Here is a 23997-nt window from a genome sequence, read left to right on the forward strand (position 1 = left end):
ATGGCAGCAGCAAGCAATCAACATAACGACCAAAACGTTCTTCATCCGCACATTTCTCCGACTTCCATGTACTTGAAAGTCGGGGGCGCGTTGTTCGGTTTGACCATCCTGACGGTAATTGCCCATCAATTCCACGAAGCTTTGGGTGCTTTCAATGCACTTGTGGCTTTCGGGATTGCAGCGATCAAAGCCGGTCTGGTTTTGTTGTACTTCATGCATTTGAAGGACGATAACAACATGAATCGCGTGATCTTTGCGTCTGGTTTCTTTTTCTTGATCGTTCTTCTTCTCTTTAGCGTAGTGGATATTGCATCTCGTGCTTTAGAGGTAAGTCCTCTTTAAGATCGTGTTAAAAACATACGCGGATCTTACCAAGTTTGGCATAGTCGTTTTCTCCGTTTTGGCGGGATTAGCCGGCTATGCCACGGGTTTTCAAAGTGAAAATCCATTCGACTGGAAACTCTTCCTGGAAGCTCTTCTGGGAATCTATTTCTTAAGCTCCGGCTCCTTGGCCCTGAATCAGGTACAGGATTACAAGCTGGATGCAAAAATGCCCCGAACAGCAAATCGTCCCATTCCTGCAGGTCGTCTGAAGCCAGCAGCGGCGGGTATTTTGGCTGTGACATTTATCTTCGTGGGGCTTCAACTCTTGTTCATGGTTCAGCCAATGGCTGGATTGGTGGGGTTGGTTTGCGTTCTGTTTTACAACGGTCCATACACTCTTTATTTAAAAAAGAAGTGGGCTTATGGTGCGGTTCCGGGTGCATTCCCAGGTGCTTTGCCTGTAACGATCGGCTACGCTGCCGCAAATCCGGATATTTTTAACTCCGAATCCATCTACTTGTTCCTGATCATGTTCATTTGGCAAATGCCGCACTTTTGGGTTTTGGCAATTCGCTATAAGGACGACTATGCGGCCGGCGACATTCCGGTTTTGCCAGTGGCTCGTGGTATCGACAAAACTTTGGAGCAGATCGCTCTTTGGACTTTCGCGTATGTGGGAGTTGCACTGGCTGCACCATTGTTCGTTCATGCCAGCTGGTTGTACATCCTTCTGACTTTCCCGTTCGTGTTTAAGGTTTTGCAGGAACTTTATCGTTACTACAAATCCAAGGGCACTCAGCGTTGGATGGCCTTCTTTATGTGGCTTAACGTAAGTATGCTGGTCTTTATCATCATCCCAGTCATTGATAAGTGGCACTTCCTGATTACAGAGCGTAACTAATTAAAAAGCCCGGTTTCCCGGGCTTTTTTCGTTTAGGGCTTTCTAAGCTCTTCAGGTGTGTCGATCTGACGACTGAAGTGAGCTTTGATAAAGGCCGGATGCTGATCCAGATTGCCAAAGACTTTCATCACTGTTGGGTATTTGCTTAAGTCGACGTGAAAGCGCTGGCAGGTGATGATTTGAGGGTAAAGGACCACGTCCGCCATAGTCACCTGATCACCAAAGCAGTATTTGCCTGAAAACTCGGGCAAAGTTTTCTCCAGGGCTTCAAGGCCCTGAATAACCCACTTCTGCACCCACTGATCCTTTTGCTCCTGAGTATAGCCATGGGCTTGACCCAGATACTTTGTGATTTTCAGATTTCCGTAAGGGTGCATGGAAGCATTCACAATCTCGCAAACCTGTCGTACGCGTGCGCGCAGATAGAAGTCCTTGGGCATAATCGACGGAGAAGGATGAATCTCCTCAAGGTACTCAATGACGGCCATGGAATCGGGAATGATCTTTCCATCATGAATTAACGTCGGGATTCCGCCCAGGGGGTTGAGCTTCAAGTATTCGGGGGAGTGTTGTTCGTCTTTCAATAGATTGATTGGTTTGTAGTCGTACACGAGGCCCTTCAGCTCCAGAACCACGCGGGCTCTGAAGGACGTGGAGCTTCGAAAATAGTTGTAAAGTACGTATGAGGACATATACTAACTCCTGTTGATGTGCATAATTTAACAACACAGATTTTCATCAAAGGGCGTTTTAATGCCAAGTAGATTTATCTTTTCGCTGCGCTTTTCATCTAAAGTTATGATGAAGCTTGCGAAGTTGTCGCTTGCCATGGTTCTTTTTATGAGTCTTTTCAGGCTCAATCTTTTTTTACTAAGCACCTTGTCCAAAATTCAGATGTTGAACTTCCTTGAAGTGCTGCACTCATTTGGAGCGGGTATTCGCTTTGATCTGTTGGTTTTTGGATTTCTGCTTTTGCCGATTTACTTTATTTTGATGATCCAGGCGTTTTTTGAAAAGTGGCCGAATTGGATGTTTGTGATTTACAAGGTCTACTTCGGTGCTGTGTGGTTGATAATTTCTTTGCTGACCTACGTGGACTTCTTTCATTATGCGCATCACGGTCGTCGCATGCGTTTTGCTGAGTATTCAAATTGGTCGCCAGAGTTTACCTGGGAACAAATGCGCTCTTTGCCGCAAAATCAAAACTGGGTATTCACGGTGATCACTCTGGTCCTGCTGATTTTGGGCTATATGCTGATTAAAGCCGTGAACTTCGGTCAGTGGAAAGATGAGTACTCACCGCAGAAGGGGTCCAAATTTGAAATGGCTCTGCGCATTGTGGTGCCGCTACTTCTGATTGTTTTGGCGGCGCGTGGCACAGTGGAGCCCCACCATTTGGCTCTGGAACATAGCCTGGTCTCCGACAGTACGTCACTGAACGAAATGGCCCTGAATGCCGTGTGGTGTTTTGATAAATAAGAAAACTTGTGGGAGACTTTTTCCCATAAGGGGTTCTTATGAAAAAACTGGCACTTTCGTTCCTTGTTGTTTCTGGTCTTTTCTCTTCAGCAGCATTTGCTGATCTTAATTACGGTCTTGAATTCGGTGTGCGCAGTCAATCCGGTGATACTGATGCTGCGGGTTTTAACACTGAATCACTAACTGGCATGCAGTTCGGTGCCTTCGGTATCCTGCCAATCGCTGGTCCTTGGAATGTTCGTACCGGCTTGTTGTATACTCAACGTCCGCTGACGGTTAAAACCGGTGGCTCTGATGGCAAAGTGGAAATGAACTATGTCGATATTCCAGTGAATATCATGTACAAGTTCGAAGACTACGCGGGTGTTTACCTGGGTGTGAACCTTGCGATCAATATGGATAAAAAATGCGGTCTGAATAACTGCACAGTGAGCGATGTGACTTCACCATTGATCCCATTGGTTATCGGCGCATCTTTCAAATTCTCTCCAAATTTCGGATTAAATGTTTACTTTGAAAGTGCCAGCGGCAAAGTTGCCACTATTACTGGCGGTGCTGAGTTGAAAAACTACCGTGCAGCGGGCGCGAATTTACTTGTTACTTTTGACTAAGGATAGAACGTGAAACTAGGTACTCTGAAATCAGCTCATAGTTTGGATGGTGACCTGTGCGTGATCAGCCGTGATTTGAAAACCGCGGTAAAAGCCACGCATATTGCTCCGAATCTTCGCGAAGCCATGGAAAAATGGTCTGCAAAAGAAGCTGATTTGAAAAAGCTTTACAATGATTTGAATGATGGCAAAGCCGCCGGTGCTTTCGCGGTGAACGAACAGGATTTCCACTCGGCATTGCCAAGAACCTGGTTGTTCGCTGATGGCTCTGCCTTTATTTATCACATCAAACTTGTGCGTAAGGCACGTAATGCTCCATTGCCTGAAACACTCACCACTGTGCCGTTGATGTATCAGGGCGAGTGCGGGCAGTTTTTGGCTCCGACCGAAGATATTCCTCAGCGTGATTTTGCTCACGGGACGGATTTTGAAGGTGAAGTGGGCGTGGTTACAGATTTTGTACCAATGGGTGTGACTCCTGAGGAAGCATTGAAACACATCAAGCTTTTGGTTTTGATCAATGACGTATCATTGCGTGGTTTGATCCCGGCTGAACTTGCGGGTGGCTTCGGATTCTTCCAAAGTAAACCGGCTTCTGCGTTGTCGCCATTCGCGGTAACTGCAGATGAGTTGGGTGAGGGCTATAAAGACGGCCGTATCCACCTGCCACTGAATGTGACCTACAATGGTGAGTTCTTCGGTAAGGCAAATGCTGGTGCAATGCACTTCCATTTTGGACAGTTGATTTCTCACGCAGCAAAAACTCGCAACCTGCCTGCAGGTGCGATCATTGGCAGCGGAACAGTTTCCAATGAAGACCATGCGAGCGGTTCAAGCTGTCTTGCGGAAAAACGCATGATTGAGCAAATTGAACAGGGTGAAATCAAAACGCCATTCATGAAGGCGGGCGATACGATCCAGATGCAGATGAATAATGCCAAGGGTGAAAACGTCTTTGGTAAGATCTCTCAGAAAGTTCGTTCAGTTTAAATAAAAAATGCCGGGTCACCCCGGCATTTTTTTTGATTCTATAATTTCAAATCAAGAAATTACATTGCTTCGATAACGCCGCAAGCTTCGCGAGCTCCAGCATTGCCAGCAGGTTGAGATTTCAAATCATCTTTACCTTTGTGTACGATGATGGATTTACCGATAATGCCTTCAGCACCACTCAAAGAACCTTTGATAGTGATCGTCGTGTTGCCTTTGCCTTTTTTGTCAGCCATTAGGTTGCCCATATCACCCGCGTGGCGATCTGCAGAAGTCAAAGAACCGTGTTTTGCATTTGTTGGATTGAAGTGGCCACCAGCAGAAGTGAAATCACCTTCGCATGTACCAGTTTCGTGAATGTGGAAACCATGAGGGCCAGCTTTCAAGCCATCGATCATTGTTTCAACTTTGATTTCGCCATTTTCTTCTGTGAAGTGAACAGTACCTTTGATCTTAGAGCCTTTAGCTGCTTTCAATACAGCTTGAGCTTTAGTAGGTGCTGGAGGTGGCGGCGGAGTCGTAACTACTGGAGCTTCTTCTTTGTGTGCGCAAGCGCTAATAAATAGCGCGGCAAGGACTGGTGCGATAAATCTTTTCATGTGTATCTTCCTTTCGTCGAAAATTTACATGAAAAGATGGTCACAAAATTTTATAGCGCTGTCATTATTGAATCGGAAAATGGCGTAAGACCTCGACCGTGACAAATGTTAAGGCATAAAATGCCAGGACTTTTCGTCCAGTTCTGATCTTTGAGGCAAGCAGTGCGCGTGTTCCAAGCGTTGTCATGGCAACCCCCTTCTCTATTTAATTATCGGCCAAGGCCTATAATAGATCCAATTGATTGTATCTACTGGACCTATAGAGAATAACTATGGGGAAAAGCTTAAGAACAAAATAAAGCGAACTACGCTATATCATAGTGAAACAAAACAGGAATTTGCATATCGGGGTGCATGCTGACTTTCACCGGACAGCCCAGAGCAAAGTCTTCAAGCTTTTTGCGATAGTCATGCGGGATGTTCATTGGCAAATGCAGGATCACATTGAGTTTTGCAATTCGACGCGGATTTGGAACCATTTCCTTTTCAACTTCGGCCCAAGCGCCTTTCAAGTTGATGGCATCTTTTTCAGAATGAATGGCCATTGTCGTAAGCATGCAGCTGCCCATGGCAGCGCCCACCAGATCAGTCGGTGAAAACAACTCACCCTTGCCGTGATTGTCCTTCGGGGCGTCAGTTCCGATACGAGCTGAAGAAGGCTGGTGGGTAATCTCGCAATGCTTGTCGCCGTGATAGTGAGTGGTGGATTTTACCATGCTAACGAAACCTCTGATTAGTTGGACATCTGGTCGATGATTTTTCTTAGGCGCATCTCTGAGGATTTGGACATGTCAGTGTAAATCTTGCGAAGATGATTGGATTGAACCGGATCATTCTTGGAAGATTTCATTTCGCGCCCGATTTTGATCGCAGAACATACGCTCTCGATAACAAATTTACGTTTGGAATCCTTGGTGATGAAATCGAATGCACCCAATGACAGAGCTTCCAGAGCACGGGAGTGATCGCCATGTGCAGTCAGTACCACAAATGGAGTCATATGACCCAAGGAGCGAACATAGGCCAAAAACTTCAGGCCGTTCATGTTTGGCATTTCGATATCTGAGAGGATCGTGTCGAATTCTTTCGACTTCACGTATTGAAGAGCGGCGGCGCCATCTTCAGCCTCGACGATTTCGTCGACGAATTCTTTTAAGAAATGTTTCAGGAGCTCGCGAATATCCGCGTCGTCCTCAACAATCAGCAATCTGCTTTTTTCTTCTTGTGAATTCATCATCATCCTTAGTTCGTAAACCTGTTAATCACGCCTAACAAAACATCCTTTTTAAACGGCTTGGTGATGTGATCGTCACATCCGGCGTTTATGGATTTTTGCTTGTCGTCAGAAAGGGCGTGAGCTGTCAGTGCGATTATTGGAATGTGCGCATGTCTGGTAGTGCGTTCCCATTCACGAATGATCGATGTGGCTGCATAGCCATCCATTTCTGGCATTTGAACGTCCATGAAGACGATATCAAACTCGTTAGACTTTATCTTATCTACCGCTTCAAGTCCATTCTCGGCTTCAATTATTTCAAATGGGAAGCTTTTTAGGAAATGGGTGAAAAGAATGCGATTATCCTCAGTATCATCTGCAAGAAGAATACGCAGGTTTTTGTTGTCGCGAACTGTTGTTGGCAGTTTTTCTGTCTCTCGAGCTTCATATTGATCAGCAAATGAGAGCAGGCCTGTGTTTACCAAGGGATTGGTCTCAATGTTCAGGCCGACGCTTTGCTCGCGATAAGGCATAGTGAAATAGAACGTCGTTCCTGTGTTTTCACGGCTCTTGAACCAGATTTGTCCGCCCATCAGTTCAACCAGGCTCTTGGAGATGGCCAGGCCTAAACCGGTTCCACCGTATCGACGTGTGATGGAGCTGTCAGCTTGCGAAAACTTCTGGAATATCAAATGTTGTTTTTGTGGAGCAATGCCAACACCGGTATCGCGGACAGCGATCAACAGGCTGTCTTTTTTGGTGGCATTCTTTGTGACGGAAACGGTGATTTCCCCACGATCTGTAAATTTGATTGAGTTGCTTACAAGATTGATCAGTACTTGACGAAGGTGGGGTCACCCATGAGATTGATGTTAACACCCTGACCAATTTCAAATGAATAGTCCACGCCTTTTAACTGCGCGCGAGGTCTCATAATTTCCTGAACATCTGTCATCATTTTGCGAAGATCAAAGAAGATGTTTTCGATTGAAACCTCACCGGCCTCAATTTTTGAAAGATCCAGGATGTCATTGATTAAGGTCATCAACACGTCGCTGGCTTTTTGGAATATCGTCAGATAGTAACGTTGATCCGGATCAAGCTTGGTTTCTTTTAACAGCTCGGCCATACCCATGATGGCATTCATCGGTGTTCGGATTTCATGACTCATGTGGGCCAGGAATTGAGACTTGGCCAATGATGACTTCTCGGCTTCGTCCTTCATCGAGATTAACTCAAGTTCGGCTTTCTTAAGTTCAGTGATATCCTGATTAATACCCCAAGTACACAGAGCATTTTTATTGTCATCATACTCTGTGATGCCCATCATGTTCGTCCAAACATACTCATTAGTGTCGGCACGACGGACTCTGAGTACGAAATGAAATTCGCGAGTGCCGATGCCTTGCATGCGAATGGCGTTATCCAGCTCCTGCACGTCCTCGTGATGAACCATCGCTCTGAATAGTTCATAACTGGGTTGAACCTCGCTGGGATTCAGTCCCAATAATTTAAACTGTTCATCTGACCACAACATCTGACCGTTGCGCAGGTCCCATCGGAAGGATCCGGTTTTGGAGATGGCCTGGGAGGCCTTCAAAAGATCTTCCTTCATGCGAAGCTCGCGCTGGGTTTCGATTTTCCAGCGCAAGTCATTACCCACAACAACAAAGCGCTCTCGGCCCGTGGTGTTTTCCATCGGGATGACTGTGACCGCCAATGGGATGCGTTCTCCCGACAGGCACTTCAAATTTGCTTCTTTCTTATGTGTGTTAATCAGATCCTTCGCCTCAATATCCATCCATAAGGAGATATCAGAACCCACAATCGACAATTCAGGAGTGCCGATAAGCTCATAGGCGATACGATTTGTTTTGCGGATGATGGCTTTAAGGTGTCCCTCATATCCGGGAATAACTTCAACCATGAGCATGACTTTACCCAGAGTCAGAATGACATCTTCCAGGACTGTTTTTTCCTGCTTTTCCTGATTCAGATTCTGAGCCAGGGAATTATAGTCATTAAAGACATTGGCGAACTCGTCCTGATTTGAATATGCGATCTCCTGGATGGCACTGCCTTGAGACTGAATTTTACGGTGCAGGTAACTTAAAGGCTGAGTCAGCTGTTTGCCGAAAAAGTATGCCAATCCCAAGGAGACAATTAAAAATAATAAACCAATGACAACGAAAACAACCAAGTAGTGATTGATTGGACCAGTAGTTTCGTTGAAATTTGACTTGGCAATGATCACCCATTCCACGCCGCCGGGTAACTGTACTTTACCAATCGACATCAGGCTGACGGCATTGAGGTAGTCAGTTCCTGTTTCCATAGAATCTTCAGAGCGCAGATAGTGGCGAATCTTTTCAGCTGGGACTGCCGCAATCAAGGCCGTGGTGCCTTTGGTTTGGACTGCGTTGATGCTTTCTTGTTTGGCACCTGCACTGGAAAACTGTCGGTTAAATTCCCCTGGGTTTTCGTGAAACATGCGTGAGCTGTTTCTCATGAAACCATCCGGACCAAATGCCACGACCTCACCAGTTTCGCGCAGTCCTTGCTTTTTCCATTGATAGTTGTCGCTCAGTATCTGATCGAATCGATTCAGACCAACCTTAAATAACAAAGTTCCGATATAGTTTTTTTGATCATAAATTGGCGCGGCAATATAAGAAACGTATTCCGGAAATCCCGAGGACAGCGGTGCAAAATCAAAGAATCTGAATGTTTGGGGTGGCGCGCTTTGTGACCAGCGGTAAACATCTGTCAGTCGTGTTCCGCTGAAGAAGCCAGTATCCAGGCTGGCCCCCAGCTCTAATCCTTTTTGGACCGAGTAAACGACAACTCCGTCGCGATCGATCAGCAGGACGTCTTCCACCTGAAAACGATCCGCATAGTCTGAAAGGAAAGTGTGAATTTCGCTGTGTACTTTGGAATATCCATACGGATCAGCCTCTTTAAGAGCAATCACGTTACGGGGAGTACTTTCATTGCGTTCAGCTTCCATCAGAATCATCGATTGCAGAACCAATGCAGGTTTGCTTAATCGATCGGCAATAGGGGTGTCTTCATGGCCAGCAGTGTGATTGGTGTAATGTGAATTTACGATCCGTATATTCTGAGCCAGAGTTTTTTCGGGAATATTGTTGTTGAGCTTAATAAAAGCTTCATGAAAAGCGGAAACGGCATCTCGAACACGCACCATTTCGGCAGCGACCAGAAGATTATTTCCCAGATTTTCCAAATCGGTTTTTAGCGCTTGCGTGCGGTTCAGTCGAATTTGAATCAGGCGCTCCGAATGTCCGCTTTGCAGAGTGGAGGCTCCAATTTTATAGCCCATCGTTCCGGCAGCGATCATCGCACCAGTCACAATGAGCAATGTGAAAAGGAGAATTCGAAGTCTGATTGTCATGATTTCCTAAGACATCGGAACGAACTGAATTTCGATATTTTCAAAGTGAGATTTCATGTCCTGGGCAAGATTCGCAAGTTGGGCAGCCTCATTGTTTTTGGAGAGCTTTTCCATTTGTGCCGCAATTTCACTTAATTGCATAAAGCCATAGCTGGAAGCTGCGCCTTTGATCTTGTGAGTTAATGCCGCGATAGCAGGAAGGTCGTTGCTGTTTATCAATTCCTGAAGGGCTGCGATGTCTTTTTTGCGATTCTCAGTGAACTGAGGGATCAAATCCTGAAGGTCAGCGTCTATTTCTACTTTGATTTTTGCCATATTCCTGTCGTTATCCTTATAAGCTGCGGCCAATACAACCAATTTTGGTTTATCATTAACTTTATTGCACATTTTTAATATCTTCAGGTTTCTTAATACGTCATAACCTCTATGGGCCTGATTTGATGAAGAAAATACCAGTATTGAAAATCTGCTTTTACCTGCTGTATACCACGAAAAACGGCCGACAAGTAGGGTCGGCCGTTTTGGTGGGCAAAGGATTAGAAGCTCATTGGAACAGAAAGGCTGACCATGGTGACTTTGTTGTTAAAGTCATCAAGTGATGGGATAGATCCCCAGTTGCCCGAGCCTTTTTTGTACTTTAGATCCATGTACTCAACATTGAGCGCAACAAAGAAGATCTTAATTCCGACGCCGACTTTGGGGCCTGTGGCTTCTTCGAATTTCACGTCAAATAAACCACTTTCCTCGGGATCCAATGTTCCGCCAAAGACATAGCCGGCCCAGAAGCGCAGGCCCACCAAGGGGGTTTGCACGCCAATAATCGCACCGTAGGTCATCGATGTCGCATCAGCATCGTATCCGGTATTTGAGTGCTCAAACTTTGGCATTGAATAGCTGCCATCGACTCCCACGAAAAGCATTTTATCGACAAAGTTCATACCCAGCTTCACGTCGACACCGAGACCCTTAGTTGTGGCCTTTGAGTCATCAATATCAACTTTACCGTCGCCACTTTCATAGAAAAGGCCCGGCTCTAGATAGAAACCAAAGGCCATTGATTTTGCCGAGAACAAAAGAAGCAAACCCGCAAACGCCAAGCTCCATTTTTTCACTGAAAACCTCCATTGATTTCCTCAAGAATACTTCTGTGTTGGCTCTTCGTCGCACTGTGTTTTATCACCGGACCTCCACCCCGGCGGGAGCATTGACTTTAGTAGGTAAAACCTGATTATCATGACCTATGGAAAATCAATATTTGTCAGGATTCGGAAATCATTTTTCTTCAGAAGCTCGCGCTGGTGCATTGCCTGTGGATCAGAACTCTCCACAGCGAGTTTCCATGGGGCTTTACGCTGAACAACTGAGTGGTTCAGCATTCACAGCTCCGCGCCATCATAATCTGTATTCGTGGCTGTATCGCATTCGTCCATCGGTTGCGCACAAAGCTTTTGTTCCGATGAAGGAAATGACAGCAAAAACCTTCACAAAACCCAAATACATCAATCCCAATCAGATGCGCTGGAATCCGGTATCTGAAGAAGTCACACAGGATTTTGTGGAGGGCATCCGCACTGTTTGTGGTACCGGCGGAGTTGAAGAACATCGCGGTATTCATGTGCATTTATATTCGTTTAACAAAGGCATGGGTCAGCGTTATTTCATGAACGCCGATGGCGATTTCATGTTTGTTCCGCAAGCGGGATCCATCCAAATTAAAACTGAAGTGGGATTCATTAATGCAGAACCGGGCGAAATTGCGGTGGTTCCACGCGGGATGAAGTTTCAAGTGAATCCTTTGGGTTCAGACAAGTGCACAGGGTACTTGGGGGAAAACTTTGGTTGTCCGTTCCAATTGCCAGATCTGGGGCCGATCGGTGCCAATGGACTTGCGCACCGTCGTCACTTTCAAACTCCTGTGGCCGCGTTCGAGGATCTTGAGGGCAAGTATGAGTTGCTTGGAAAGTTTGCCGGCGAATTATGGAGCTCGGAGCTGACTCATTCTCCGTTGGATGTGGTGGCTTGGCATGGAAACTACGTTTCCTATAAATACGATCTAAGAAAATTTAATACCATCAACACCGTCAGCTTCGATCATCCAGATCCTTCGATTTTCACTGTGTTGACCTCGCCAAGTGAAATCCCTGGAACGGCAAATGTGGATTTTGCCATCTTCCCGCCGCGCTGGATGGTTGCCGAGAACACATTCCGTCCGCCGTATTTCCATCGCAACTGCATGAGTGAGTATATGGGACTGATCTACGGGGAGTATGATGCCAAGACCGGCGGTGGCTTTGTGCCAGGTGGAGGCAGTCTTCATAATTTCTATTCGGCTCATGGGCCGGATGTTGAGACTTTTGAAAAGGCCAGCGATGCAGAACTTAAACCGGTTCGTTTGTCACAGACAATGGCGTTTATGTTTGAATCACGGTCTCCGTACCGCGTGACTGATTTTGCAATGGGGAAAGAACTTCTTCAGTCGAACTATCAGGATTGCTGGCAGGGATTCAAAAAGGGATTTAAATAGTTAAAAACAAAAAGGGCTCTGAGAAGAGCCCTTTTTTTATTTTTCCAGGTTGGAAAGTATGGTTTCAATTCTGCCCGCAAGTTCCTGGGTTTCAGGATTCTGTCTCATCTCTTCAAACTGGGTGAAGGGAATTCGGTCATTGTTCGCAAGTCCGATATTTGCAAAATAATTGTCGGGGTTGTCGAAGTGCAGGATGAAGCCCTGGTCGTCGCGTTCAACAGTGACGGATTGATGAAGATCAGCAATGTTCTCTTCCAGCATATCCACCGCTTCTTCTGTCAGCTGCAGGTTAATGTCCCGTGGAGGATTTTCTGGAGCCGTGGGTGGTTGAGCCATTGGAGTCGCGGCAGGATTTGCATTTGCCATGGAGTCTTGAATTTGTGGCATTGTCTCTTCGTCGGCCGCCGCATTTTCCGATGGGTTAGGATTGGCCATGTCTTCTTCGGAGACACCTTGTGCAATCTCAGTTGGTGCAGGTGCTACTTTGGGAGAGGTGAATTTAAAAACTCCCCAGCCAACGAGTATTCCTAATGCAAATGCAACGATAAGGTCCTTGTTCATGGAACCGATATTAGGCTCCTTGTCAGAAAAGGCAATATGGTTCGATTTCTTTTGGGGTATTTTAGTAAATAACACAATTGGAACAGGCGCTTTACTATCACTCCCTGTTTATTTATGGTTATAGCTGAGGTGATCATGAAGGTTATTGAAATTAGCACGCCAGGCGGGCCGGAAGTACTTAAGGTGGCAGAGCGCCCGACACCAAAACCCAAAGAAGGTGAAGTCCTCATCAAGGTGAAGGCGGCTGGGGTGAACCGACCTGATTGCGCTCAAAGACAGGGAACGTATCCTCCTCCCCCCGGGGCTTCGGATTTGCTGGGGCTGGAGGTTTCAGGAGAAATTGTGGAAGTCGGCCCACATGTGAAGCGCTGGCGGGTGGGTGACCCGGTGTGTGCCCTGGTCAATGGCGGCGGTTATGCTGAGTTTGTTGTCGCGCCCGAAGGTCAGTGTCTGCCCATTCCCTACGATCTGGATTTTACTCAGGCGGCAGCGTTGCCGGAGACCTTCTTTACAGTTTGGACCAACGTATTTGAAAGTGGTCAGCTAAAAAAAGGTGAAACGATTTTAGTGCATGGCGGTTCCGGGGGAATTGGAACAACTGCGATTCAACTTGCCCATCAGATGGGAGCCACCGTTTTTACCACGGTCGGAAAAGAGTCCGCCGTCGAGCCCTGTTTGCAATTGGGGGCACAGAAGGTCATTCAGTACAAAAATGAAGATTTCGTGACGGCGGTTAAAGACGCCACCAACGGCAAGGGTGTTGATGTCATTCTGGATATGGTGGGCGGTGAATACTTTGCTCGGAATATTGAGTGCCTGGGTAAAATGGGGCGATTGGTTCAGATCGCAACTCTGCAAGGCGCTTCAGTGTCGTTTGATTTACGCAAGATGATGGCCAAAAGACTGATGATCACAGGATCAACTTTAAGGCCACGATCGACGGAAGAGAAAGCTCGCATTGCCAGAAGCCTGGAAGAACGGGTTTGGCCGCTTTTGAATAAAGGTCTTTTGAAGCCCGTGATTTTCAAAGAGTTCAAACTGGATCAAGCACGCGAGGCTCATGAGCTGATGGAATCCAGTGCTCACACAGGAAAAATAGTTCTTAACGTGTTATAAAGTTCCCTTATTCGGGAGGTCCGATGGTTATGTCTCCAGCCGGTGGTTTATCAGTGCTGCTGTTTATGGCGGTGGTCATCGGTATTTGCCTAATGTTTATTGGTGCAGTCGGGGTCGTCAGTGAACGGCTGGAGTTTTCAGTGAACCGTGAGGTTCTGAAAGTCACCGTGCTGATGATTCTTTGGCTGACTTTCGGTGCCGTCTTGGTTCAGTCCGGTATTTTGGCAAACCATCCCTATCCCATTGCCTTGGCTTACTTTATCACCGTTTTGATTTTATCACTGTGGGTTTCACTATCGAGTTTGGGCAACAGACTGGCATTGGGATTGTCTTTGATGTCATTGGTCGTGTTTCAGGGGTTTAGACTGCCATTGGAGATTATTATCTATCAATGGGCAGAACAGGGAACGATGCCTTACACGATGACCTGGACAGGATACAATTTTGATATTCTTGCCGGTGCCTTGGCGTTGGCGGTGGCCCCCATGGTGAACTCAAGCAAGTGGTTGGCTTGGATTTTTAATGTTGTCGGGATTGCGTTTGCCATCAATGCAGTCTACGTGGGGCTTATGTCATCGCCTCTGCCATTTGCCTGGGAGATCGAACCCAAACTTCTGCTTCTATATCAAATGCCGTACTTTTTGTTGATGCCTGTGTGCGTGGGGGGCGGCATCGCCGGCCATGTGATTTTAACGAAGGCCTTGTTGTACAAAGTCTGATTTCCGATAATCAGGATAGAGGTGCGTGATATGGAATTGCAAAAAGAGTTTGTTTCAGAGCTTCGTTCCCGGGAATTAAAATTCTCTGACTTCCTAAGTTCGGTGGAGCAGATGAATATAGCAAGCTGCCGTTTGGATCTGGCAGAGGGGCGCCTGGTTTTTTCAGCTCACGATGGCGTGGTTTGCAGTGAGGACGTTGAGTTTGATGCGGATATTTCCGCAAAGTTTGACGACGGTGGAATTGCGCAGACGATTATGTCCAATCAGACTCTGGGTCTGGGGCTTCGGGATTTTGTGAATAAGGTCATGGAGTGCGGAGTATCCAGTTTCACCATTTATCCACGAGGAAGAAAGATCATCTACTTCGGGCTCAATGGTGATTGCTACTATGAATTTATCAGATCAGCACCAAGTGGCGCTCGACATCAAGAATCGGGGACTTCAAGGGTTCTACAGTAACGTTAAGATCCTTGAATTTCTTGCGGGCCAGGGTCAGCTCTTCGTCAATTTTTTCTTTGCGTGCTTTCAAAAGGAAGTACTTTCCTTTTTTCGCGTAGTAGCTGCGGCTGACATCAAGAATGACATCAACTGGTTTAAAACCACGTGCAGTGACAACATCAATATCAACAAGATCCTTGGGGATTTCGCCGTGAACATTCAGATTTGGAGCAATGGCTTTGCAGCGATTCAGGAAGTTCTGCTTCAGAATGCTTTTCTCGTACAGATGAAATTGTACTTCCGGAAATTGAATCGCATAGATAACACCAGGAAGGCCTCCGCCAGAGCCAAAGTCAGCAGCAGCTTTGATGTTCTTGGGAAACTGTTTTAGGGGAAGCAGACAATCGATAACGTGATTATCCAGCAGCTCATCAAAAGTCATTTTGCGACTGATTAGATTCAACTCATCATTGGATGACCATAGAAGGTCGATATAGCTTTTAAGCTGGCCGATGGCTTCTTCACGGAAGCCCAATTCCAAAATGAGGGGGATGCGCTGTTCAAATGACATGCCCCCTTATACCTTATTGGCCGTTTTTGGGTAGTTCCTTTTGAACGAATAGAAATAAATCCCGCTCGTTGTACTTACGTAGGAAAAAATACAACTGTGTGGGATCTTTCATCTTTCTGTGAATCTCGCGGACTGTAACAGGGGTTACGCATTCCAAAGTCAGGCGCTGTTCCTGATTGCAGAAGTCACTCACTTCCTCGTCCCCATTAAATGGCATGACGGTGATTGTGATATAGGGTTTTTGCGTGGGTTCAATTTTACCGGAAATAAACTCATTGGCTGTCAGAGTGTTTGCCAGGTTGTGGGGAAGTTTAATCCAGCAGGGTTTTTCGCATTTTGCAATTTCCTCGGCGGTGGCTTTGGTTCCATCCTGGATGATATGGGCCGGGGTTTGGAATTGCTTGTAATACTCTTCCAGAAAATAGGTCATCAAAAGTTGGGTGTCATTGGCTTCTGGCAAAACGCCCCACAATACGTAGTGAGTAGTCTGCAGATCGGGGAATAAGCGCAAAACAGTGTGGCTGGCGATATTGCGATGATCGGCGCTGATAACGGTCGGCTTGATCAGGGGTTCTGAGCGCAAGCTGACTCCTTTGCGGACCAAATAGATCATGCAAACAGTTATGATTACAAATACCAGGCCCAGAATCGCAAATATTTTTTTCATAAGTAAGCGCAGACTAGGACTTCACGGCCCCCGAAGTCAAGACGTGACGGGCCTTCCTGAACCCTGTAAATCAAAAGGATCAAAGGAGTTCTCAATGGCTACAGTCACACTAAAAGGCAATCCAGTAAACACATCCGGCAGCATCCCAGCGAAGGGTGCAGCGGTTAAGGACTTTAATTTGGTTCGCAGCGATCTTTCCGAGGTCAGTCTGAAAGACTACGCTGGTAAAAAGAAAGTTCTGAATATCTTCCCAAGTGTTGATACGGGGACTTGTGCAGCTTCTGTTCGTCATTTCAATAAAGACGCTGCTAACCTGACCAACACTGTTGTCTTGAACATTTCTATGGATTTGCCTTTTGCCCAAGCGCGTTTTTGCGGAGCTGAAGGGATCAAGAACTGTGAATCCTTGTCTGCGTTCCGCAGTCACTTCGGTCCGGAGTGGGGATTGGATATCACGGATTCTCCACTAAAAGGTCTTCTTTCCCGAGTGGTGATCACTTTGTCTGAAGACAATAAAGTCCTTCATGCAGAGCAGGTTTCTGAAATTGCCAATGAGCCGAACTACGAGGCTGCTTTGGCCTCTTTGCGCTAGTATTTTTTATAAAAGCAGCGGTCCCGGTGCAGATTGGGGCCGCCTGTGATAGATCTTCCGGTCTATGAAATTTCAGTCGTCCACTCTCAGTCAGAATTCCTTTCATGAAATGAATCTAGCTCCGGTGCTTCTAAATGCCCTTGAGCAGATGTCGATCAAAAAGCCAACTCCCATTCAGTCCAAGGCTATTCCTGCTGTTATCGCTGGTTCGGATTTGATCGGTATTGCGCAAACGGGAAGTGGAAAAACATTGGCTTATGCATTGTCTGTGTTGACGGGACTGGAGCAAAAGCCAACTGCGCGGGCTTTGATCCTGGCTCCAAGTCGCGAGATGGCACAACAGATCTACAAAGTATTTTTAGATCTATGCCGTGAAATGCCAGTTTCGGTTTGTCTGGCAATCGGTGGCTCGACGGGTTCCAAGCAGGCGAATCAGCTGAAAAAGAACCCGAAGATTATTATCGCAACTCCGGGTCGTATGAATGATCACCTTCAATCTAACAAGCTTCTGCTGAAAGACGTCGAATACGTTGTTATCGATGAGGCAGATCGCATGTTGGATATGGGCTTTGCACCCCAATTGAAAAGCATTCAGCAAACTTTGCGGGGGCAAAGACAAACTCTGATGTTTTCGGCAAGCTTTGGTCACAATGTGGATCAGATTGCGCAGTTGTTTCTTCATCCCAAGGCCGTGATGATTCGCTCCGAACAAGCCGAGTCACCGGTGGATAGCTTGAAACAGAAAGTCGTACTCCTGGACAGAACCATGAAGAATGACCGGTTGCTGGATGAATTGAATGCCACTCGCGGGGGAGTGATTGTGTTCACCGGAAGTCAGGAAAGCTGCGAGGCTGTTGGAGAGTATTTGCAATCCTATGGATTTGCATCTGACTTGATTCACGGAGGACTTTCCCAAGGTCAGCGCAACCGTGTTGTGCGTGAATTTCGTGAAGGGGACATCCGTATCATGGTCGCAACTGATTTGCTGGCGCGTGGACTGGATGTCCCGCATGTGGATCACGTGGTAAATTTTGATTTGCCATTTCAGGCGGAAGACTTTCTTCATCGCATCGGTCGGACGGCGCGTGCTGGACGCAGCGGAGAAGCCATCACATTTGTCACTCCTTCCGACCATCGCATGTACAACAAGGTAAAAGGATATCTGCAGGGCGCCAAAGAAGAAAAGATGGATCCGACTTTCAAATTTATCGATCGTTCCAAAAAGTTTGCGAAACGAAGCGATGAAAAGTCCGGACCGAAAAGATCCGGCAAAGGTGCGCCGCCTTCAAAAAAAGGAACTGGAAAATCTTCTGTAAATCCGTTTAAAAAACGCAGATAATCCCTCCACTATGTATCAACTGCGCCCGTATCAACAGGAAGCTGTCCAAGCGACGCTTCAACATTTTCGCAAGGAAAAAGCACCAGCGGTGATTGTGCTGCCAACGGGCGCGGGTAAAAGTCTGGTCATTGCAGAACTGGCGCGACTGGCGCGTGGCCGCGTTCTGGTCATGGCCCACGTCAAAGAACTGGTCGAGCAGAACCATGCGAAGTATATTTCTTTCGGATTGGATGCCGGTATTTTTTCTGCAGGCCTGGATCGCAAAGACTCCTCGCAAAAAGTTATTTTCGGAAGTATTCAATCCATTGCCCGGGCAGAAGAGGGGTTTTTTGATAACTTCTCTCTTGTTGTGATAGATGAGTGTCATCGTGTATCGATGGAAGGCGAAACGCAGTACTTTCAAGTTGTCGCAAAGCTGAGGAGGCTGAATCCGGAGATTTGTGTTCTGGGATTGACCGCGACACCGTACCGATTGGGACTGGGCTGGATTTATAACTATCATCAGGATAGGAAGCTTCAGCAGACCACAGAGGACAGATTCTTTAAAAAGTGCATTTATGAACTTTCCATTGGATACATGATCAAGAACAAGTATCTGACGCCGCCATTGAAAATTGACTCTCCCGTCGCATGCTATGATTTCTCCAGTCTTAAACTGCATGGCACAAGTTATGTGACGTCGCAGATTGAGGCTTTGCTTAAAGATCAAAAGCGGATCACGCCTTTAATTATTAAAAACATTGTGGATATGTCGGTGGATCGTCATGGGGTGATGATTTTTACAAGCTCAGTTAATCACGCGATTGAAATCATGAAAAGCCTGCCGCCATATGTATCGGCCTTGGTTGTCGGGGACACCGAAGTCGAGGAGCGCGATGAAATAATCAATGCCTTCAAGGTCCGCAAACTTAAGTTCCTGGTGAATGTTTCAGTTTTGACAACTGGATTTGATGCTCCTCACGTGGATGTCATAGCGATTCTAAGACCCACGGAATCAGTAAGCTTGTACCAGCAGATTGTGGGGCGGGGACTTCGGCTTAGCGAAGGGAAATCGGACTGTCTGGTACTTGACTATACTGGCCAGGATCACGATCTGTATTCTCCGGAGATTGATGACGACAAGCCGGCGGGTCACACCGTCATGGTGGAGGTTCCTTGTCCAGAGTGCGGGACCGTTAACAACTTTTGGGGAATCAAAGACGCCGAAGGTGAAGTGACCGAGCATTTTGGTCGCCGTTGCAAAGGAGCATTCCAGGATACAGTGACTTCTGAAGTGGAGCCCTGCGGATTTAGATTTCGCTTCAAACGTTGTCCTGACTGCGGGCACGAAAACGATATTGCGGCACGAAGCTGCGAAGGGTGTCAGGCTGTCCTGGTCGACAATGATAAAAAGCTCAAGGAAGCAATGGCCCTTAAAGATGCCCATGTCTTAAGGGTGGATTCAGTCACTTATGCAAAAGGCTATGACAAGAAGGGCAGCGAGCGCCTGGAGGTTAAATACCACGACGTGGATGCCAAAGCCCTGACCGAGTACTTTTACCTGAATAATGCCTCGGACAGCCGGGCTTTCTACTTTAACTTTACTCGTATGCACTTAAGGCTTCCGGGAAAGAAATTGTTCATCAAGTCTGCCGATGACGCTATCAAAATGCAGTCGCTGTTCCGTTCCCCTATGTTTGTCATTGCTCGTAAGCAAAAGAGCTTTTGGGCTATACGCGAAAAGATATTCGAATAGGGCCCAGCCCCTGCTGTCTAATCTTTTGACGATCAAGCAAGTTTGCCAAAAACAGGGTTTCTAGGATTGTCGTTGGTTGCAAAGTTCCCCGGAGAATAGTATTTCTGCGCGGTCTTTAATTTACTAAATCCAAGGAGTTTTTTATGAAAACAATGATCGCTGCAATGCTTTTGATTTCTTCTTCTGCGATGGCTATCGATGACACTATCAACATTAAAGTATTGTCCTATTGCCTGGATAACCAGGTTGTTCGTGAAACAGATGGCCAAGTTGTATTGGCTGATGACTGCGAAGGCAAAAACCTTACTTGCGTGGACTATGTAAACCAAAGAGGCATCCACATCAGATACGCAGCTCGTTGCGAAGCGAAAGCTAACTAAAATGAAAAAGGACCTCGATGAGGTCCTTTTTTTTATCCAAATTTTCTCAGAAGACTAATGTCTTAGATTCAACTCTCCATGGCTGCCCATTTTCAGATGTTTTGAACCTGTTGTCAGCTTCACAAACTCCAGCATTTTTGAGACCGGATTAGAATGTCCTTCCCAGTATTCGGCCTTTTCAATTTCAACTTTTAGCAATTGAACGTTCGGATCGTTAGGGCCTTGAGGGAACCACACTTCGTAACCCTTCGACCACATCTGGCGAACCTTTTCCGGGTGATCATCGATCAGCTCCGCAAAACCGGTGACGGACACATAGGTACCGCTGCCGGAGTACGTGATATTCACACGATTTTCGTTTTGAATATCAGAGGCCTTTTGGGAAGCCCTAGAGATGATGAACCAAAGACTGCCGTCAGCCTCGATTCCCTGGGTGACAAGTGGAGCGCTATGCAAACTATTGCCACCAGAAACTGTTACCAGCATAGCAATCTTGATATCTGAAATCAGATCGCTGAGTTTCTTAACCTCCGGACTGGAGTGTTTTGAATTGTCTTCCATGTCGAACTCCTCATCTTGTTAATTAAAATTATCCCGCAGATATTCGTGGGTCCCAAGGTGACTTTTCACAATGATGGAACAGTCATGTGGCATAGATTAGCAATTCAGATTGGCGTAAATTTGTTCTGCTGCCAGTTCCCAGACTAAAACCCCATGTGATTTCACAGCTGAATCCAAAATATTTTCCCTTATAAAAAGCAGCCGCCTAGTCTGAGGTCCATCACTGAGGGGAACATAACATGGAAGTAGTTCGTCGATTTACGAAGTGTATCGTAATCGCGTCGGTGTTGCCTGCAATTGCATGGGCGCAACTGCAGACACAAGCTAAGCCTAAACCGGCTGAGCCGATCGATTACAATACGGTGGTAGCAAATATTTCGGTTGCAGACATGCGTGCCGCTATCAAAAAAAGTTGGAAGCATGGGTTGAATCCCAAGCAGTATTGGCCAGATTCGTTAGAGTCCAATTATGCAAAAGGGGTCAATATTCGCTCGGCGGCGAATAAGGCCTTTCTGCGTATGCTTGGGCATTTATATGCGGGAAGTGTGGATCCGCAGTTTGTTGGCTATGATATTAAGTTTGCAAAAAAGGATTTCTTAAGTGCGAAGCAGCTTCGCGCGATCGTTGTGGCCACGGGGAATGACGCCGAAAGTTTGATGGATGAAGTCGCTCCACAAAATTCACCCTACCAATCTGCACGAGAAGGTTATCTTAAAATTTACCCGACGTGTGTGGATGGCTCTTGGAAAGAGATTACACCGGTCAACGTGCCTCTAAGAATGTATACAAAGAATCCTGTGATTCCGCAGATCAAAGCGCGCCTTGCGATTATGGGCTATAGGATGTCAAACATGAACGATATCTTTGACGTCGATCTTTTGAATGCGGTCACAGACATTCAATGGGGCTTGCGGATCAAGCCTGACGGAGAGATTTCTCCTAAAGGAAAAGTCTGGCAGTTCTTAAGTGTTCCTTGCGGCGAGCGTGCTCGGCAATTGCAAGTGGATATGGAAAAGATGCGCTGGTTCCCGCAATACTTTGAGGATCGCTACATTTTCGTGAATCTGGCGATGTCGTACTTCATTTTAATGGACGTCTCGAATCCTGACTACAATCGGGTGATGAGCTTCCGTACAGTGAATGGCAGACCGACACGCAAATCTCCGACGATGCGGGATATGGTGGTTGAGGTTATTTTGAATCCTTTCTGGACAGTGCCGCCGACTATATTTAGTGAAGACAAAGTAAATGATCTGAAGGTGCTGAATAAGCAGCAGATTCGTGAATACTTTGATTCTCATCACTATGAAGTATGGAGTGGTGACTACCGCCGCAAAATAGATCCAACCACAATCGATTGGATGGGATTAAGTACGGGGCGCGTGAACTATGACATCCATATCCGCCAATTGCCTCATTTAGGAAATGCGCTGGGTGTGGTGAAGTTTGATCTTACGAATGGATTCCTGATTTACCTGCATGACACAAATGCACGTGAGCTTTTCAACGAACCCATGCGCCAGTTAAGTTCGGGTTGCATTCGTCTGGAGAAGCCATTTGAACTTGCGGAGTATCTGCTTGAGGACACCGCTTGGGATCGCAAGACTATCGAATCGATGGTGGCTCGCCCAGGTGAGGTGATGTCCAAGTCGACCGAGATTCCAATTCCGAAATCAAAGCAAACGCCAGTATACACGGCTTATTTAACTTCCATGATGAGTTCTGATGGTGTGGTCCGATTCGTCGACGACATATATGGTCAGAATAATGCGATCAAAAAATATTTGACGCCGCTGATTGTGGGAAATGAGAGCAGTGAATATTGGGGAACTAATTAAAGATATCAACTGAAGATTCGAAAGGGGTTCGAAATGCATTACGGTAAGATTTTACTATTGGTACTAGCGAGTGCGCAGATGGCCAGCGCAAATCCGTCAGCGGCGGATAAAGGCCGCGGTCAATTGCCGAAGCCACCGGCACCACCAACTCAACCGACGCAGCCGCCTTCAGAGGCGACTTATTCGGGTACAGGACGTATCGAATCCATCACCCGCTCTGTGGGCGGTGAGATTTATAGACTGGAGCTGATTAAGGCACTTCCATTGGTGCGTATCGAGCTTTCGTCTAAATTGGGGCGCGCCAAAGTCTACTCGGCGACTCTGGTTACGACACAGAATGATCGCATTCCTTTGCGCCAGCTGACGGGAATCAATATCAACGATGGCAATCAGCCGGTAAGTTCTGAGATCGTAACGACTCAGGCAAGCATCATGGCTGTTGAAGTATTGGCAGAGGCGATGGGTGGTGAAGCCGCAATGGACATCACGGCGCACTCTACGAAAGAGGCTCCACGTTTGGCGGTGGGAAATCGCATCCCTGAGTATTCATGCAAACGCAACCTGGATGCATTGTTGAAAGATAAACTTGAGCCGGTGCAACTGTGGGTTGGTCGTGCAGAAGGTGCTGCGGCAGGTTCTGTTCAGGAGAAATTCGCTGGCAATCAACTGAAAGATCAGGTCAGAGAGTTTATTTCCACAATGCGCACGAACGGTGCTTATGCTTCATCCGCATACTTGGTGACGTTGATTAATTTCTTTGCTGATCAGTACAATGCGGTTCGCGTTGGTGGTGTTTCTGAGCCTGCATATCGTGATCTTCTGTCTGCAACGATGGATGTGTTGACGATTGCTATGCAAAACGAACTGCCTTGCAGAAAGTTCTCAAGCGATACGTTGTTGAAGATGTCTGCAGAGTTCCATAAGAAACTTCAAACGATGGCAGCTGATGCCCGGGCACGCGCTAGCTTCGAAAAACTTGCGATCAAAGTTCGCGACTTTGCTCCTGAGCAGTACCGTAAGGAGATTTTGGCAGCAAGCCTTACTTTCCGCGAAGGTGAAGCACAAGGTTTGAAGCTGTACAAAGAGTACATTGCAGCGAAGGACGGCGAGTTCCTGAAGGATGCCAGCAAGAACATGAGTGCATCCGCATTCCTTGTTGCTGAAAACGCTTTGAAAGTTGAAGTGCGAATGATGGACGTTGAACAACGTTATCAAATGATCGTGGAGTTTCAGGCTAAGTATAACTCCAACGGGGAGTATCCACAGGCTGTGGCGCAAAGATATTTGAACATCTTGGCGGAGTACACGTTGGGATATAAGCTGATCCATTAGTCCAAAATGACCGAATTCTAGCGCCTTGATGCGCAGAGTCACTATTGCCTTCGGAGGAGCCATCATGCTATGTTGGCTCCTCTTCAGATCGT

At 46.7% G+C, this 23997-nt stretch carries 27 protein-coding genes; 15 read left to right on the forward strand and 12 right to left on the reverse strand.

Features of this window, described 5'->3' with window-relative positions:
- The gene (locus tag ACLVWR_RS07660; RefSeq protein ID WP_413583220.1) at positions 1 to 342 is read left to right on the forward strand and encodes a cytochrome C oxidase subunit IV family protein; all 342 of its coding nucleotides are present in this window, start codon (positions 1 to 3) and stop codon (positions 340 to 342) included.
- 4 nt (positions 343 to 346) lie between these two features.
- On the forward strand, positions 347 to 1225 hold the full coding sequence (gene cyoE / locus ACLVWR_RS07665) for a heme o synthase (protein WP_413583221.1): 879 nt from the start codon (positions 347 to 349) through the stop codon (positions 1223 to 1225).
- 32 nt (positions 1226 to 1257) lie between these two features.
- On the opposite strand, the gene maiA is transcribed toward cyoE, so the two are convergent.
- Complete coding sequence (gene maiA / locus ACLVWR_RS07670) at positions 1258 to 1917, reverse strand: maleylacetoacetate isomerase (protein WP_413583222.1); 660 nt, start codon at positions 1915 to 1917, stop codon at positions 1258 to 1260.
- Positions 1918 to 1978: 61 nt separating this feature from the next.
- Here maiA and ACLVWR_RS07675 point away from each other — a divergent pair, with 61 nt between their 5' ends.
- Genes ACLVWR_RS07675 through ACLVWR_RS07685 form a run of 3 tightly spaced genes read left to right on the forward strand, consistent with a single transcriptional unit; the run spans position 1979 to position 4305 of the window.
- Positions 1979 to 2704 carry a hypothetical protein gene (locus ACLVWR_RS07675; RefSeq protein ID WP_413583223.1) on the forward strand — a complete coding sequence of 242 codons (726 nt, stop codon included), beginning with the start codon at positions 1979 to 1981 and terminating at the stop codon, positions 2702 to 2704.
- Positions 2705 to 2742: 38 nt separating this feature from the next.
- Positions 2743 to 3315 (forward strand): outer membrane beta-barrel protein, encoded by a 573-nt coding sequence (locus ACLVWR_RS07680; protein ID WP_413583224.1) that lies wholly within the window; start codon positions 2743 to 2745, stop codon positions 3313 to 3315.
- 9 nt (positions 3316 to 3324) lie between these two features.
- Positions 3325 to 4305 carry a fumarylacetoacetate hydrolase family protein gene (locus tag ACLVWR_RS07685; protein ID WP_413583225.1) on the forward strand — a complete coding sequence of 327 codons (981 nt, stop codon included), beginning with the start codon at positions 3325 to 3327 and terminating at the stop codon, positions 4303 to 4305.
- 59 nt (positions 4306 to 4364) lie between these two features.
- Here the strand turns inward: ACLVWR_RS07685 and ACLVWR_RS07690 are convergent, their stop codons facing one another.
- The 7 genes from ACLVWR_RS07690 to ACLVWR_RS07720 all read right to left on the reverse strand — a co-directional run bounded on the left by ACLVWR_RS07690 (position 4365) and on the right by ACLVWR_RS07720 (position 10644).
- Positions 4365 to 4904, reverse strand: a complete 540-nt coding sequence (locus ACLVWR_RS07690; RefSeq protein ID WP_413583226.1) for a superoxide dismutase family protein — start codon at positions 4902 to 4904, stop codon at positions 4365 to 4367.
- Between the two features lie 305 nt (positions 4905 to 5209).
- Positions 5210 to 5620, reverse strand: a complete 411-nt coding sequence (locus tag ACLVWR_RS07695; protein ID WP_413583227.1) for an OsmC family protein — start codon at positions 5618 to 5620, stop codon at positions 5210 to 5212.
- A 17-nt stretch (positions 5621 to 5637) separates the two neighbouring features.
- A complete protein-coding gene (locus ACLVWR_RS07700) occupies positions 5638 to 6144 on the reverse strand; it encodes a response regulator (RefSeq protein ID WP_413583228.1) in 507 nt (168 codons plus the stop codon).
- Positions 6145 to 6146: 2 nt separating this feature from the next.
- Positions 6147 to 6956, reverse strand: a complete 810-nt coding sequence (locus tag ACLVWR_RS07705) for an ATP-binding protein (RefSeq protein ID WP_413583490.1) — start codon at positions 6954 to 6956, stop codon at positions 6147 to 6149.
- Positions 6953 to 9532 carry a histidine kinase dimerization/phospho-acceptor domain-containing protein gene (locus ACLVWR_RS07710; protein WP_413583229.1) on the reverse strand — a complete coding sequence of 860 codons (2580 nt, stop codon included), beginning with the start codon at positions 9530 to 9532 and terminating at the stop codon, positions 6953 to 6955. Before ACLVWR_RS07710 ends, ACLVWR_RS07705 begins: the two co-directional genes overlap by 4 nt.
- Positions 9533 to 9538: 6 nt before the next feature.
- Complete coding sequence (locus ACLVWR_RS07715) at positions 9539 to 9919, reverse strand: Hpt domain-containing protein (RefSeq protein ID WP_413583230.1); 381 nt, start codon at positions 9917 to 9919, stop codon at positions 9539 to 9541.
- Between the two features lie 149 nt (positions 9920 to 10068).
- A complete protein-coding gene (locus ACLVWR_RS07720; protein ID WP_413583231.1) occupies positions 10069 to 10644 on the reverse strand; it encodes an outer membrane beta-barrel protein in 576 nt (191 codons plus the stop codon).
- 128 nt (positions 10645 to 10772) lie between these two features.
- Here ACLVWR_RS07720 and hmgA point away from each other — a divergent pair, with 128 nt between their 5' ends.
- Positions 10773 to 12056, forward strand: a complete 1284-nt coding sequence (gene hmgA / locus ACLVWR_RS07725) for a homogentisate 1,2-dioxygenase (protein ID WP_413583232.1) — start codon at positions 10773 to 10775, stop codon at positions 12054 to 12056.
- Between the two features lie 36 nt (positions 12057 to 12092).
- Here the strand turns inward: hmgA and ACLVWR_RS07730 are convergent, their stop codons facing one another.
- Positions 12093 to 12617 carry a hypothetical protein gene (locus ACLVWR_RS07730; protein ID WP_413583233.1) on the reverse strand — a complete coding sequence of 175 codons (525 nt, stop codon included), beginning with the start codon at positions 12615 to 12617 and terminating at the stop codon, positions 12093 to 12095.
- 135 nt (positions 12618 to 12752) lie between these two features.
- Between ACLVWR_RS07730 and ACLVWR_RS07735 the strand changes: the two genes are divergently transcribed.
- From ACLVWR_RS07735 to ACLVWR_RS07745, 3 genes are read left to right on the forward strand one after another with little or no spacing between them, the layout of a single operon-like run.
- Positions 12753 to 13733, forward strand: a complete 981-nt coding sequence (locus tag ACLVWR_RS07735) for an NAD(P)H-quinone oxidoreductase (protein ID WP_413583234.1) — start codon at positions 12753 to 12755, stop codon at positions 13731 to 13733.
- A gap of 23 nt (positions 13734 to 13756) precedes the next feature.
- A complete protein-coding gene (locus tag ACLVWR_RS07740; RefSeq protein ID WP_413583235.1) occupies positions 13757 to 14452 on the forward strand; it encodes a hypothetical protein in 696 nt (231 codons plus the stop codon).
- 30 nt (positions 14453 to 14482) lie between these two features.
- Positions 14483 to 14911: a hypothetical protein gene (locus ACLVWR_RS07745; protein WP_413583236.1), complete on the forward strand. Its 429-nt coding sequence runs from the start codon at positions 14483 to 14485 to the stop codon at positions 14909 to 14911.
- On the opposite strand, the gene ACLVWR_RS07750 is transcribed toward ACLVWR_RS07745, so the two are convergent.
- Together ACLVWR_RS07750 and ACLVWR_RS07755 are read right to left on the reverse strand one after the other, a co-directional pair.
- Entirely contained in the window at positions 14850 to 15461 is a 612-nt protein-coding gene (locus ACLVWR_RS07750; protein WP_413583237.1) for a 16S rRNA (guanine(527)-N(7))-methyltransferase RsmG, read from the reverse strand. The two genes, ACLVWR_RS07745 and ACLVWR_RS07750, sit on opposite strands and share 62 nt — an antisense overlap.
- 13 nt (positions 15462 to 15474) lie before the next feature.
- On the reverse strand, positions 15475 to 16128 hold the full coding sequence (locus tag ACLVWR_RS07755) for a hypothetical protein (RefSeq protein WP_413583238.1): 654 nt from the start codon (positions 16126 to 16128) through the stop codon (positions 15475 to 15477).
- A 94-nt stretch (positions 16129 to 16222) separates the two neighbouring features.
- Between ACLVWR_RS07755 and tpx the strand changes: the two genes are divergently transcribed.
- The 4 genes from tpx (at position 16223) to ACLVWR_RS07775 (ending at position 20174) form a co-directional block, all read left to right on the forward strand.
- Positions 16223 to 16720 (forward strand): thiol peroxidase, encoded by a 498-nt coding sequence (gene tpx / locus ACLVWR_RS07760; RefSeq protein ID WP_413583239.1) that lies wholly within the window; start codon positions 16223 to 16225, stop codon positions 16718 to 16720.
- Between the two features lie 64 nt (positions 16721 to 16784).
- A complete protein-coding gene (locus ACLVWR_RS07765) occupies positions 16785 to 18059 on the forward strand; it encodes a DEAD/DEAH box helicase (RefSeq protein ID WP_413583240.1) in 1275 nt (424 codons plus the stop codon).
- 10 nt (positions 18060 to 18069) lie between these two features.
- Positions 18070 to 19794, forward strand: a complete 1725-nt coding sequence (locus ACLVWR_RS07770; RefSeq protein ID WP_413583241.1) for a DEAD/DEAH box helicase — start codon at positions 18070 to 18072, stop codon at positions 19792 to 19794.
- Positions 19795 to 19937: 143 nt separating this feature from the next.
- The gene (locus ACLVWR_RS07775; protein ID WP_413583242.1) at positions 19938 to 20174 is read left to right on the forward strand and encodes a hypothetical protein; all 237 of its coding nucleotides are present in this window, start codon (positions 19938 to 19940) and stop codon (positions 20172 to 20174) included.
- 54 nt (positions 20175 to 20228) lie between these two features.
- Here ACLVWR_RS07775 and ACLVWR_RS07780 read toward each other — a convergent pair whose 3' ends face one another.
- Complete coding sequence (locus ACLVWR_RS07780) at positions 20229 to 20735, reverse strand: pyridoxamine 5'-phosphate oxidase family protein (RefSeq protein ID WP_413583243.1); 507 nt, start codon at positions 20733 to 20735, stop codon at positions 20229 to 20231.
- A gap of 239 nt (positions 20736 to 20974) precedes the next feature.
- Here ACLVWR_RS07780 and ACLVWR_RS07785 point away from each other — a divergent pair, with 239 nt between their 5' ends.
- Together ACLVWR_RS07785 and ACLVWR_RS07790 are read left to right on the forward strand one after the other, a co-directional pair.
- Complete coding sequence (locus ACLVWR_RS07785) at positions 20975 to 22573, forward strand: L,D-transpeptidase family protein (protein WP_413583244.1); 1599 nt, start codon at positions 20975 to 20977, stop codon at positions 22571 to 22573.
- 33 nt (positions 22574 to 22606) lie between these two features.
- Positions 22607 to 23905: a beta-sandwich domain-containing protein gene (locus ACLVWR_RS07790; protein WP_413583245.1), complete on the forward strand. Its 1299-nt coding sequence runs from the start codon at positions 22607 to 22609 to the stop codon at positions 23903 to 23905.
- The last annotated feature ends 92 nt before the right edge of the window (positions 23906 to 23997 follow it).

This window comes from Bdellovibrio sp. HCB288 (genome assembly GCF_047305935.1).
Classification (GTDB): Bacteria; Bdellovibrionota; Bdellovibrionia; order Bdellovibrionales; family Bdellovibrionaceae; genus Bdellovibrio.